The organism is Furfurilactobacillus rossiae DSM 15814 (assembly GCF_000428925.1).
Lineage (GTDB): Bacteria > Bacillota > Bacilli > Lactobacillales > Lactobacillaceae > Furfurilactobacillus > Furfurilactobacillus rossiae.
Window position 1 is genome coordinate 67,542 of sequence record NZ_AUAW01000010.1, and the last position, 14,805, is coordinate 82,346.

Annotated in this window: 3 protein-coding genes; all 3 read right to left on the minus strand. The window is 45.7% G+C overall.

Annotation, left to right across the window (positions count from 1 at the left end):
* Positions 1-102 precede the first annotated feature (102 nt).
* The 3 genes from G400_RS14800 to G400_RS0107830 all read right to left on the minus strand — a co-directional run bounded on the left by G400_RS14800 (position 103) and on the right by G400_RS0107830 (position 14,625).
* Positions 103-2,049, minus strand: a complete 1,947-nt coding sequence (locus G400_RS14800) for a hypothetical protein (RefSeq protein WP_017263040.1) — start codon at positions 2,047-2,049, stop codon at positions 103-105.
* A 221-nt stretch (positions 2,050-2,270) separates the two neighbouring features.
* The gene (locus tag G400_RS14805; protein WP_020479267.1) at positions 2,271-12,071 is read right to left on the minus strand and encodes a KxYKxGKxW signal peptide domain-containing protein; all 9,801 of its coding nucleotides are present in this window, start codon (positions 12,069-12,071) and stop codon (positions 2,271-2,273) included.
* A 583-nt stretch (positions 12,072-12,654) separates the two neighbouring features.
* Entirely contained in the window at positions 12,655-14,625 is a 1,971-nt protein-coding gene (locus G400_RS0107830; RefSeq protein ID WP_017263041.1) for a coiled-coil domain-containing protein, read from the minus strand.
* Between the last annotated feature and the right edge of the window lie 180 nt (positions 14,626-14,805).

Here is a 14,805-nt window from a genome sequence, read left to right on the forward strand (position 1 = left end):
ACTGGGTGGGGGGACCCATTAAACGCGAATCGATTAGGGGATATTTAAGGCGGCTTCATTTGAACGGGTGAAACCGCCCAGATTAACTAGATTAATCACCACTTAGCTAACCTTAGGAATATAAATTCTAGTTTTAATAGTCGCTGCCTTCGCCTTTTCGTTTGTCACACCGGATGGATCTAAAACCATGATGTGCATATCGCGTTTCAGCTGTTTGAGGATAGCCTGATGAACAGATTCGTCACTAACAATCATATTGTTAACTGGTGAATCATCAGCAACAAGCTGCTCAATCAACGCCTTGTTATCAACAGTCGTAATAAGTGGAATCAATTCAAAACGACGATCATCATCATTCAGCAACTGCTCAAAGTATGGTGTTTCGGTGTCAATAATCAGCGCATCTTCTGGCCGGGTTAAGGCGTGTGCTTTGATCCACCAAGCGTAATAATCATCCTCCGTTTCAAACGTCCGTTCAACTGTCTTGCCAGCATCCGTCGTTTGAACAACCACGTGATCTTCAAAAAACACTTTTTCCAAAGCAACACTGTGATCGGGACGATAATAAATTTCCGAAGCAGCGTGTTTAGCATCCCGTGGGTCAACGTATTGCGTTGCGACTAAAACGTTTTGCTGGTCATAAATGGCCATCTTGAACAACTTGTCATTTTGGAAGTATTTTACGCTTTCAAGTGACCGGTCTGCCCGGTATTGCAATGTAACACTTTGTTTGCCACTAGCCGAGCGAATCATTTCAGGTTGTTCCTCGGTACCAGCATTTACTTGCCAGTCCTGACTTTGGTCCAGTGGTAAGGCAACATCGGCATGTTGTTGCGTACCAGCGTCACGCTGAAAGTCTAAGTATGGATTAATAACACGCCCTGCATGATGTACAACACCTGAATGCTGATAACTGTCCCAAATTTCGCTCAGTTCACGATTAAAGTCAGTCGTCAGCACATCAAAATGGGCGTCAGTCTTATCGAATAGATGATCAATAATCTCCAATCCGTTTTGCTCACTAAGCTGGTTAAGCGGAATCAACGTATTGGAATAGAAAACGTAGTGATGTGATGGATCAAATTGAAAGTTATCAATGAGCTTTGTTGAGCTGAAGTAAAACTTCATCAGGTCAGTTAACTGCTGAAACTGTTCTGCTAAGTTGGCCTTTTCTCGCTTGGCCGCTTTTAGTTTATCGTCATCGGAAGTTAATTTATCCTGCTGTTGACTCAACTGCTTGTCGATTGCAGCCAGTTGTTTCTGTAAATCCGCGGTCGCATCATCATTGCTGCTGGCCTGCTCTTGAACTGAAACCTGTTTATTCAAAGTAGCAACGGCTTTTTCTTGCTTAACAATATCCTGATTCATGCCGTCTTCAGCTTGTTCTAGCTCATGATCGTGCACATTGATATCTGAAATTTGTTTGCGTTTGGCATCGATCTCTTCCATTAAAGAATTTAAATTACCTTGTTGACCAAGCTCGTTAAGTAGCTTGTGTTCCTGCTTGTCTAAGCGTTCACGTTGCTTGGCAATCTGGACAGATTGAGCCTTCATCTTGGCTAAAATAGTCGATTGTTCCGCAAACCTCTGTTTGGTCTCGTTCAACGATGCAGCCAGTTGTTGCTGCTTGGCGGCAACCTTATTGCGACGATCCTGTAGTTGAGAAAAGACCTCAAAGTCAGCATCGCGTTGCTTCGCCAACTTGTCATAATCATGATTGACAGTCCGCGATTGCGCGCGAAGGTAATCCTTTTCGGTTAGAAGCTGCGAGCGTAGTTCATTGCGTGCATCCCCATACTGCTGATTAAGCTGATTCACATGCTTTTCAAGTTGCTCACGCTTAGTGGTTAACTTTTGGTATGCATCCTCACTAGCGACAGGGTTCGGAACTGATACATGTTCGTTCTTTTTAACATCTGCTGGTTCAACCGTCGCTGTGGAATGAATGACTGCCTGAGCAGTCGACATTTGCTGCTTCTGCGATTCCGCCGGTGCAGTTGCCGGTGCTGCTGAATCAGTCACCTTTTTACCATGTCCAAATAATTTCATAAGCTATCTCCCCCAACTCGCTTGATGAAAAGTACGATTCAAACGTTCTGTAAATTCGCTTTTTGTATCAAACGCCTTAGTAGACGTTAACGATGTCACTGCATTGACGTTTGAACACCTTGACTTACCGCCATCTATTCAAGAGGCTTTGTCAGAAAGTCTCCTCAATAGATGGCGGGAAGCCAAATTGCTTTCCGTCATCTTAAATACATGTTTACTTACTACTTTTGTTCATTTGTGTCCGAATTATCAACTTCGTGCTTGCGACGTTTGCCAAGCAACATTGCTGAACCAGCAGCTAACGTTGCTACACCAAGTAATCCCATAACACCAGCCGATGATTCATTGGTATCCGGTAATGTGTTAGCGGCAGCAGTTGCCTTGTTTTCAGTAACGTTGGCGTCCTTCTTAGCAGTTGTTTGAACATTCTGCTTGGCAGAAGGTGTTGCAAGTGTTGTCGTCTTAGCGTCAGAGGCCGTTTGAACCGTTGCGTTGCCTAGTGGTTGTGCAACAGCTGAGTGGGCTGTGACCACGCCAGCTTTTTCAGCAACCGGCGCAACCGTCTTCGTCCCGGCAGATTGTTGAGCCGCGCTGGACCCGTTAGCTTGAACACCATTGACGCCCGATGTGCCGTTGGTTCCACTGATGCCATTAGCACCTGCAGTACCATTTGTACCGGCTACGCCATTTGTGCCATTGGCACCTACAGTGCCGTTAGTGCCATTAGCACCTGCAGTACCATTCGTACCGGCTACACCATTTGTGCCATTGGCACCTGCTGTGCCGTTAGTGCCATTGGTTCCGTTAGCGCCGTTTGAACCGTCTGTACCAGCCGTTCCATTGGTGCCATTAGTTCCGTTGACGCCTGCTGCGCCGTCTGTACCGTTAGTTCCTGCTGTGCCGTTAGTGCCATTCGAGCCATCAGACCCATTAGTCGTACCAGTTGATCCTGAACCGGCGGAAGTCGTGTTGTCGTAGTAGTCCTTTGGATCTACGGTTGTTTCCCGTGCATCTACCAAGGACCTGAATAGCTTAACTTGGCCAGTTGGGTCAACAGTCGTGGCAATATCGCCCTCGTTAGGACCTGCAACAGTGACACTGCCATCTGGATCAACTGTGACAGCTTGACCATTTAAGGTTGCAGTTCCACCAGCAGCTGGAAATACCTGTGTACCAACTACTTTCCCTGCGGCATCAGTGGCTGTAGCGGTCGTGGTACCATCAGAATTCTTAGCAAACGTAACGTTTGTGCCACTTGGATTGCTGATTGTTGAACCAGTTACCTTGTTTTCTGGATCGCGATTGATTGTTACCGTCCCAGCTGGTGTTGTCTTCACTTCTGTTGAACTACCATCCGGTTTCTTGGTAACGACATCAATCACTTTGCCCGAAGCATCAGTAGTTGTCGTCGTTGTCGAACCATCTGAATTGTGCGTAACCGTTGGTTCAGGGGTAGTTCCTGTTGAACCAGTGCTACCATCTGATCCTGTTGTCCCTGTTGATCCAGTAGTTCCTGTTGAACCAGTGCTACCGTCTGATCCTGTTGTACCCGTCGAGCCAGCGCTGTCACTGCCTGCAGCAGAAGTGTGATCGTAGTAATTCTTAGGATCTACGGAAACGCCAGTGGCATCAACTAGTGCCCGTGATAATGTAACCGTGCCTTTCGGATCAACATTTGTATTAATACTGTCAGCAGCTGGACCGCCGACGGTCATAGTACCATCGCTACCAATTGTTGCAGTCTTGCCACCGACCGTAACTGTTCCACCCTTAGCAGGAATTGTGGCAGTTCCAGTAACCTTCCCCGTTGGATCGGTTGTCGTTGCTGTTATTGTGCCGTCACTATTCTTAACGAGCGCAACCTTACCACCATTGCGATCAGCAACTGTTGCACCAGTGACGTTGCCGTCCGCGTCCTTATCAACAATTGTGTAACTCCCATCGTTGTTGAAATGCTTGTCCGTGGAAGTACCATCACTGTTCTTCGTTGCAACATCGGTGATGTTACCATTGACGCCCTTAGTCGTCGTGGTGACTGCCCCGGTCTTCGGATCCTTAGTAACCGTTGTGCTGGTACCATCACTATTCTGAGTCGTCTGACTATCTGTGGCGGGCGTTCCTGTCGTTTCGGTATTAGTTACTTTACCGCTTGGATCCTTGGTAACAACTTGACTCGTACCATCACTGTTTGGCGTCGTAGTAGTGGATGAACCATCCGAGCCCGTTTGAACGGTAGATGTCGTATTACCCTGAGGATCCTTATTAACGGTTTCAGTACCACCATCTGAGGTTGGCGTGGTTGTTGCTGTATTACCGCTTGGATCCTTAACAGTCGTTGAAGTGATGTTGCCATTTGGATCTTTGGTAACCGTCTGTGTACCGCCATCTGAAGTTGGTGTCGTTGTTGAGGTGTTTCCATACGGATCTTTGGTCGTTGTAGATGTCTCATGACCAGTTGGATCAGTCGTAACTGTCTTCGTGCCACCATCTGAGGTTGGTGTAGTAACTGAGACATTACCCGCTGGATCCTTGATTGTGGTTGACGTAGTATTACCGTTTGGATCCTTCTCAACCGTCTTCGTGCCGCCATCTGAGGTTGGCGTGATCGTAGATGTGTTACCCTTCGGATCCGTTGTGGTCGTGGATGTTACCTTACCAGTTGGGTCCTTAGTAACCGTTTGCGAACCACCATCTGAGGTTGGTGTAGTTTCAACGGTTGATCCATCAGAGTTCTTGACGTTTGTCGAAGTAACGTTACCATTTGGATCTTTAGTGACTGTCTGGCTGCCACCATTGGCTGTTGGCGTTGTCGTCTCAGTTGCACCCGAGGTCGTGGTATCAACAGTCGAGATTACCTTGCCATTCGGATCTTTGTTAACCGTTGTGCTGGTGCCATCCGAATTAGGTGTCGTCGTGCTGGTGTTGCCAAACGGATCTTTAGTGACAGTTGAGATAACGTTGCCCTTTGAATCCGTAGTTTGTGTCTTTGTGCCGCCATCTGAGGTTGGCGTTACCGTTGTCACTTCTCCAGTTGTCGGATTGGTCGTTACTTTAGACGTAACATTTCCGTTAGCATCCTTGTCAACTGTCGAAATCGTCTTACCACTTGGATCAGTCGTGACAACTACTGTTGAACCATCACTACCAACCGTTGTAGTAGTCGTCTCACCAGTTGGTTTCTTAACTGACGTGCTGGTCGTCTTACCACTTGGATCAATGTTTGTGGTCGTCACAGTTCCATCTGAACCCGTTTCAGTGACAACCTTGCTACCATCGGAACTCGTTTGTGTCGTGGAAACAACCTTTCCGGATGGATCCTTAGTAGTTGCTGTAGTAGAGCCATCGGAGTTCTTAACAGTCGTGGTTGTGTCACCATTAGGCAATGTTGTAGTTGTGCTACCATCTGAGCCAGTTGTGGTCGACCCTGTGTTGCCGCTATTACCACCGGTCGTTGTGGTAGAAATGACCTTACCACTGGCGTCTTTCTTCACTACAGTTTCGGTGCCATCACTGTTTGGTGTGGTAGTCGTCGAACTACCGTCCTTGCCAGTAACCGTTGTTGCAGTTACCTTGCCGGTGGCGTCTTTAGTAACAACCGTTGTGCTACCATCGCTAGCAGGCGTAGTGACTGTTGAACTGCCATCAGGTTTCTTTTCTGTTGTTGAAACAACAGTACCTTGAGGATTCTTGGCCGTAATTGTTGTGCTGCCATCTGAACCAATAGTTGTCGTCGTAGTATTACCGGCTGGATCCTTAATCGTTGTTGAAATCGTCTTACCAGATGGATCCACAGTGGTTGTCGTTGTTGAACCATCTGAGCCAGTCGTTGCTGTGACTTTATTACCATTCGGATCAGTTGTTGCTTTAGAAACAACGTTGCCGTTAGCATCCTTTGTAACAGTTGACAGTGTGTCGCCATTTGCATTCTTGGTGACCACAACGCTACCACCATCACTCGTTGGCGTCGTTGTAACCGTTCCACCATCACTCGTCGGAACTACAGTGGATGTAACCTTGCCGTTGGCATCCTTTGTAACGGTCGACAATGTCTTACCAGATGGATCCTTAAAGACCGTCTGACTGCTACCATCACTCATTGGCGTCGTTGTTGCTGTGTTACCAAACGGATCAGTTGTCATAGACGAAATTACTTTTCCGGAAGCATCCTTGGTTACACTAGTAGATGATCCGTCCGAATTTGGCGTTGTCGTGACACTTGTACCGTCAGCATTCTTCTTAGTTTCGGATACTAACTTACCCTGAGGATCACGTTGCGTAGTCGTCGTTGAACCATCACTGTTTGGAATGACTGTCGTCGTGCTGCCATCAGATCCGGTTGTTGTTGTCGATACCGTCTTACCAGCAGCATCCGTCACAACTGTTGTGCTGGACCCGTCACTATTTGGCGTTGTTGTTGCTGACGTTACAACCTTGCCAGCCTTGTCCTTATTAACAGTGGTACTTGAGCCATCAGAGTTTGGTGTGGTCGTGCTGGAACTGCCATCAGCATTAGTTTTGACCGTGGAAATAGTCTTCCCGTTTTTATCAGTGGTAACAGCCGTTGTTGAACCATCACTGTTTAATGTTGTCGTTACTTTGTTACCGTTAGCATCTGTACCGGTTGTGCCGGCTGAACCAGTCGTGCCACCGGTACTTGGCGTCATCGTTGTGTAGGCCGTCTTAGCAGTATCGTAACCGGTTGACGCCGCGGTGACACTGTCGTTTGCAGCTTTCAAATTGGCGGCAGCCTTAGCAGCGGCCTCACTGGCAGCAGCTGCGTTCGATTGTGCGTTAGCTGGTGCTCCAGCTACGTTTGCGGCAGACTGAACATCGCTAGCTGCACTGGCAGCAGCCTTAGCAGCTGTGTCGGCGGCCGATGCTTTCGTCTTAGCATCAGATAATGCTGCGCTTGCTGAACTTAATGCTGCACTGGCGGCACTTTGATTACCGACGGCAATTGCGGAAGTAGCTGCAGATGTCTGTGCGCTAGCGGTTGACGCAGCGGCACTAACAGCAGCAGTTGCTGCATTTGCCTTAGCTGCTAGGTAACCTGCTTGAACTGCTTGCGCAGCATTAGCTGCTTCAGCAGCGGCGGCTTGAGCTGTGGCAGCATTCCGCGTTGCCTCTTGAGCTGCAGATGTCGCGGTTTGAGCAATTGCTTTAGATTCTGTCGTGTTGGCCGCAGTCGCAGCTGACTGAGCAGCACTAGCAGATAGTGAAGCAGCCTTCGCTTCATTAGCAGCCCGTGTGGCATTCGCAGCCGCTTGGGCAGCTAATTCTTGGGCTTGCGTTGCTTTAACAGCAGCTGTTAACAAATTGTCGCTTGCATCCGATCCCTTTGAAGCCAAATCATCAGCTGCAGATGCTGCCAGACTAGCTGCACTGGCAGCGTCCTTAGAAGCCGTTGCGCCACTAGTGGCAAGTGTTGCATCGCTGTTGGCATTAGCAGCCATTGAAGTTGCATCACTAGCAGCATTGTTTGTCGTAGTCGCAGCGGTGACAAACTGAAGAGCACTTGTTGCATCTAACAATGCATTTGTTGCGCTGGTAATTTGATCGGCTGTTGCACCTGGATTTTGATCGACTGCATGTGCCTGATCCAAGGCCGTTTGCAAATTACTCCAACTAGTTGGCGTGTACTTTGAAGCATTACCTGCCAATGGGGCCGCCTTAATTGCGTCTTCAAGACCTGACTTGGATAACGTGATTGCCGTCATTGCAGCATCCAACTTTTTAAGTGTTTCATTAACGGTTGTTTGTGTTGCTGTCTTGTCGGCCGTTACTGTCTTCGCATCACTCAATGCTCCGGCAAGTGTTGACCATTGTGCATTTGTAGTATTTGGATAAGCACCTTGCTTTTGTGAAACACCATCAGCAGTTGTAATTGCCGCATTCAACGCATCTTTATTCGCTTCAACGTAGATTGGGTCGGAAACATTCGTGCTCAGGTCTGTTAATTGAACACCCGTGGGTTGCACGGCATTACTACCTGAGATAATTCCCACTGAAACATGAGCCGTTGCTTCAACATACTTACCAGCTGTTAAAGGCGTCCCGACTTGAGTTGTCCAAGTACCATCTTTGGCAACCTGAGTTGTTGTTTGCGCGTTAACCGAACCATCTGGGTTATAAACGGTAACACTTACGGTATAAACATTTAAATCATCAGAGGATGGTTTGTTCATTGCAGGTGAATTTGCAACTTCGGAAGAAGCCTTTGTTGCCCCGATAAGACTAGAAATTGTCCCAGAAATCGTGCTTGAACCAACTTTGATATCATCGGAGTTTACATAAACGAATGGCGTCTGGGCTGCTGGCACACTTTGGGATGCATAGCCTATCGTGCCTTGTGAAACAAGCCCGGTAATAGTGTTAACCCGCTGAATTTGGCCAGTAATTAAATCACCAGTATTGACGTTAAGGCCAGTTGTAGTTGTTCCAATCGTGTTGCCAAAACTAGCTACGAACGTGCCATCAGAGTTGATATTAGCAACTGCTTGTCTACCAGTTGTCTGGTCCTTAAAGACAACCTGATAAATATCACCAACCGCATCTGTACTATGATCCAATTTAACCTTTCCTAAAATCGTATTAGTTCCTTGCACAATAACGGAAGTTAAATCATCCGGAGAAAACTGTGGAACAGCCAGTTGAACAAGCGTCTGTGCATTAGTGGATGCTGTTGCTGGCACTACAAGTGTTGCTGTACCAGCGGTTGCATCGCTAGAAAAGTCGGATTGAGGTGCATTTGGAGTCAAGGCACTATTCGTGTTAGCCGCAAACACATTTTCAAGTTTGTCGGATGTATCACCAATTTCACCATTGAGAGCACCGTTTATATGCGAATAAAACGACACAGCATCCAATGTCTTGTCTCCAGTGGTTCTGGAAAGGTATTGCTTTGTTTCACTTGCCCATGTCGGAATATCAAGTTCAAAATAATATTGAACTTGGCTACCAGACGAATTACCTAATGACCTTGTGATAATGGTCAATACAGGACGACCTTCAGTGTCAAACGTTAAACGCATATTGAAATCGCCTTTAGACAAGGCACCAGGCACCATATTTCCTTGAGCATCTTTAGTATTTAATAAGCTTATTGCCTTTGATGGATCGACATTATCATTACTAGACAATCCAGTTCCATACGTGGATGCACGAAGAATATTTAAAACCCATGTTGATGAATGAATGTAGTAGGCTGCAGACACATACTTCTGCCAATCTGCTGATTTAAAGAATGGTACTAAACTAAGCGGCAGCGTCAGCACTGAAGTAATACTTGAATTGGTATTGAATCCCCAGCCGAAGTTTGCCGCACCACCAACATTGATTTTGTGTCCTGAACTAGTCAGCCCTACAGTGTCCCATCCTGAACCATTGAATACGCCAGGTATTAATCCTGTCTTAGGCAACTCAGTGCCAGCCGAATTAACAAGAGAGGCCCCAGAGTTTTTAGTTACCACTACACCGCCTAAATCACTTTGATAAAATGCTAGATCAGTAGCAACTTTTTGCATCGTAACTGAATCTAGGCTAGCAGTATCTAATAATTTCTGAGCCTTTGAAAGTTCAGTGGCAAACAGATCATAAGTTTCCGGAGAATATTGATCTTTTTTTAGCACCTCTGGTAAAGCACTAGCGACGGCAGCACTCAAGTTTGCTTTAGCCTTTGCAACCGTGGCATCACTCGGTATGGAACTCCAAATTGTCGTCCTTAAATTACCAGCAACAGTTTGAAAATCGGCAGCTGAAGAATCGTCATACAAAGCACGCTTGCCATTGGCCGCTGCACTTAGAACCGCCTGATAACCGTCTGAGTTATAATCCCCAGCACTCATGCCTCCAGCTGTATTTATCAGATTATTTAAATCATTTTGAGCTGCAGCAGCTGTTGTAACTAGTGCTGAGAGTGCCGCTTGAATTTGATTAGTCGCAGCAATCAATTGATCTGGAGTGGCATTATTTTTGACTGCATTACTGCTGTTAAGATAAGTGCTAGCTGCCGTAATTGCAGCGATAAGATTGTTTGTACTATCTGAACTGTATGCATTCGTGTAAACAGTTGTTGTTGTAGTTTTGCCATCTGAACCCGTAGTGACACTATCGCTCTTCTGTAGTATTTGATTTCCGCCTGCAATGGCGTCACTCAAAGCATCGCTCACTGTTTGCTTACCTACCAAGCCCTGATAGCCCTGCTTCAAATTGTACATGGCAGTACTAATCTGATCAGGAGTAGCGGCGCCATTATTCATAACGGCCTTAGCGTAAACATACGCACTGGCAAAAGTATCCCAACTAGAATGTGTATATTGAGCATACGCATAGTTGTCAGCGGTCGAACTGTCTGTTTGATATGTTGTATAGGTTGGCGCAGTTGTATTAAGAGCAACTTGTAGTCCAGATAACGAACCAGATGGAACCAAAGCTGACTGAGCAGTTTTAAGATTGATGAGTGCCGTTTGAATATCTTGTGCACTGGATTTTGTTGTCTGAGTTTGAGCCGCAGATTGAGCGGCCTGTAAATCACGCAATGATGCAACGGTGTATGCACCAGGTGTATTAATATTCTCTGCAGCGCTAGAAATTTGATTTGTTAATTGATCAAATAGAACCGTTGATTTATTTGCTTCCAGGTCTGTTGTTGCAGCATTCAAACGTTGATACAACACCGAGAAAGTGCTGCCTGTGGTGTTAGGATCTGCTGCAGCACTTTGAGCCGCTGACAAAGCATCCAAGTAGGTTTGCCAAGATTTTGTCGTATATTGTGTGGAACTAGTGTCCGGATAAGTTCCTTGATCGGCCTTAATGACATTCGTGAGATCATTGTATCCAGATCCCCCCAAGTTATTAACAAGTCCATCGATTGCAGCTTGGAGCTGTTCCTGAGCTGCTTTCAATGCAACTTTAGCCGATGAGGAAGTTAGCGAGGCATTATTTTGAATAGCAGTATGCAGTGCGGCATACGTTGCACTTGTGTAGCCACCTGCAACTTCTGCCTTTGCAGCAGCTAATACCTTGCTGAAATCACTCCACGCTTGGTTAGCAGCCGCACTGGTTGTTGCTGCAGAAGTAGCCGCCGAGCTAGTAGCAGCACTGGTAACTGTTGCATCCTTTTGCGTAATTTCTTGTGGTGTGCCTGTTTCAGCAAATGCCGCCAAGGCTGCTGACTTGGCGTCTGCAACCTGTTGACTAGTCGCATTGTCTGGTAAAGCGGTCACCTGTTTAGTCGGCGCTGTAGAAGCCGCTGATGTTTGTGATGCTGCTGTTGATGTATTTGTTGCTGTAGATGCAGGTGCTACCGACGACTGTTCAGTCTGACTTGTTATCGATGTGGCAGTTGTCGATGTCGGTGCATCCTTGGATTGACTAGTCTGATCAGTCTTTACCTGACTTGTTGCCGACGCTGGTGCAGTTGACGTTTGAGCATCCTTTGCAACACTTGTCACAGAGGCAGGCGCCGTTGATCCTTGAACATCATTCGTAGCACTTGTTACGGATGCAGGTGACGTGGATGTCTGAACATCCTTCACCTGACTAGTTGTCGATGTAGCTGCAGTCGATGTTTGTGCTTCACTTGCTTGACTCGTCACAGATGTCGGTGCAGTTGATGTTTGTGCGGTCTGTGTTTTGCTTGCTACAGAACTAGGTTCAGTTGACGCTTGTGAATTCGCCGTTTGCACAGAAGCTGTGCTGGTCTTTACGGAAGACTGACTTGCAGAAGCAGGTGCAACAGAAGTTGCTGCAGCACTTGCTGTGGTATTTGTTTGTGTAACACTCGTTGAAAATTCCAACGGTGCATTCGTTTGCTTAGTTGCATCTGCTTGTGGATCAGCAGCAGCGCTACCATTACTGCTGGTTGCATCGGCCTTTGCGGCTTGTTCACCACCGGCTAAGAGTCCGCCGAACGTAAAAACAGTAATGCCGGCAAACAACCACTGCTTGCCCGCCTTATACATTTTATAGTGTTCTTTCGTACTTGTTATTGTGTCTGCAATCTCTTCATTCTTACGTGACATTTTCAATAACCCCCCTGAAATTAAACACTGATAAAGTAACTAAAAAATAAATATGGATAAAATCAATCTGTAATTGGGTTCAAATAATATATAGATTTTTATTAACTATGTTTATTAACGTTATATCCTGTTGCTTGTTTACCCCATGTACTATTGACTATACGTGACCCGCCTTTTTTTCATTAACATTCATCCCCTTGATTGATTTCAAACAGAGTGTAGCACGCAATTGGTCTACTTGTACAACTATAATTTATGCCGAAAACACTATATTAATAAACACGTATGTACAATTGGTATACCAATAATATTGTGCGTCATCTAAATCAGTTGTGCACCAAGTAATTACGAATTTAAGCCGCTTAACTAACTTATTTTGAAATCGGTTTAGTACCCTGACTAGATTATTTGCTAAAGTGTCTTAATTTTTTAACTATTATTGGATCACTTTCAAATAAACACACTAACCATTCAATTAAAATGTGGACAATATCAAACTTTCAGCACTAAATAAATAATCCGACAAAAAAAGAGCACTCACAATGAGTACTCCTTTTAAAAACCACTATTGGCATCATTCAAACTATCCTACTTTAGGAATATAAATCCGTGTCTTAACCTTCTTTTCCTTCGGCTTTGGCGCTACCATGCCTGTTGGATCGACAACCTGAATGTGCATGTCACGATTCAGGCGTTTGAGCAACGATTGGTGAACCTGCTCGTTACTGACCAACACATTATTGATTGGTGAGTCATCTGCGATGATTGCTTCTATAAGTGATACATCGGCAGTGGAACTGATCAGTGGTACCAATTCAAATTTACGAGCGCAGTCATTCAGCAATTGTTTAAAGAATGGTGCTTCAGTGCCGATGATCAAAGAATCTTGACTCCGTGTCAAAGCGTGTGAGATCAGCCACCATTCGTAGAAGGACGCTTCAGTATCAAAGGCGTGTTCGACAATTTTGGCATCCTCTGTGGACTGAACCACCACATGATCTGGGAAGTAGACCTTTTCCAACGCAACACTGTGGTCGGGTCGGTAGTAAATTTCCGAAGCAGCTTTAGTTGCGTCGTGCGGATCGGCGTACTGAGTAGCCAACAAAACATTTTGTGCGTCATAAATTGCCATCTTATAAAGTTGCTTATCTTGATAATACATAACACTCGATAATGACTGATCGGTACGATACTGCAGTGTGACCACTTGAGAACCGGTTTTAGACTTGATTTTTTCCGGCTGTTCGCGCGTTCCTTCTTCCACCTGCCACTCTTGCGCTTGATCCAGTGGCAAGACAACGTCCGTTTGATGGGCCTGATGGCGACCATCATGTTGCATAGCTAAGTATGGATTTATCAAATCGTGTGCATGTCGCAAAATTCCCTGACTTTGATAAGTGGCCCAAATTGAACCTAACTCACGGTTGAAATCAGTCGTCAGGATATCATATTTTGTACGCGTATTATCGAAGAGCTGGTCGATGCGTTGCAAACTGAATTCGCCATTAAGCTGGCCTAGTGGTAACAACGTATTAGAATACAGAACATAATGACGTTTGGGATCAAAGTTATACGTATCAATAACCTTAGTAGAGTTGAAGTAAAACTTCATTCGGTCTGCCAGCTCATCAAAACTCTGACTCAAAACATTCTTTTGTGAGCGTAGTTCGCCAAGCTTTTCATCGTCCTTAGACAATTGCTTGTGTTTATCTGACAACTGGGTCGTCAACACTTCAACCTGATGTTTAAGATTAATAATCTGTTGATTGTCAGCGTCCTGCTGCGCTGCTAATTGAATCTGATGGTGAAGTTTATCAATTGTGGCTTGCTCCTGAGCAGCACTCGTGTTTAAACCACTCAAAGTCAGCTTGAGATCGTGGTCTTGTGCATTAATTGCAGTAATCTGTTGCCGTTTGTCATTAATGACAGACATCATGTCCGTCAAGTTTGACTGCGTGTTAATCGCGCCAATCAATGCGTGTTCTTGGTCACTCAATGACTGCCGTTCTTTTTTAACCGTGGCAAGCTGTGCCTGTAGCATCCGCAATGTCCGATCATGCTTCTCACAAGACTGCTGCAGTTCCTGACGATGTGCATCATTTTGCTTGATCTGTGCCAACAAGGCCGTTCGTTTTGCCTGTAATTTCCCAAACATCTCAAAATGATCCTTGCGCTGTTCGCTGGCAACTTCATATAAACGATTAACACGACGGGATTGTGACCGTAACAAGTCCTTTTCAGTCAACAGCTTGGAGCGCAAGTGACCACGCGCAGTCCCATATTGTTCATTCAGCTGATCCACTTGTTGTTCAAGTTGTTGCCGTTCTTCAATCGCAACTTCCAATGATCGTGCATCATCGCGGTTAATTTCATCGGTCACAACATCCTGTTTGTCATCTTGACCATCGCGGAGCTGGGCCGTTGTGTGGATCACCGTCTTTGTTGCCGCAACAGACTGTTGGCTTGCCGCTGAATTGGAAACCTTCGTTTTAGAAGGCAATACATGGCGATGTGCTGACGCCGTAGTTTGTCTTTTCCCACCAAACAACTTCATGAAACCCTACCCCCAGTCTATCTTTTAAAAGTCCATCTCGTTGTTTTGTTAAAAAGCTGTTATTTAACTTACTCTTAGTTAATCTTCGATGAGTATTGCGTCATCTATTCAAGGGACTTTCAACAGAAAATCCCCTCAATAGGTGACGGGAAACATTTGTGCTTCCCATCATCTAATTCA

Bases quoted from the DNA above. Each gene is read 5' to 3' on its own strand.
- G400_RS14800 (WP_017263040.1), bottom strand. From the start codon at position 2,049: ATGAAATTATTTGGACATGGTAAAAAGGTGACTGATTCAGCAGCACCG.
- G400_RS14805 (WP_020479267.1), bottom strand. From the start codon at position 12,071: ATGTCACGTAAGAATGAAGAGATTGCAGACACAATAACAAGTACGAAA.
- G400_RS0107830 (WP_017263041.1), bottom strand. From the start codon at position 14,625: ATGAAGTTGTTTGGTGGGAAAAGACAAACTACGGCGTCAGCACATCGC.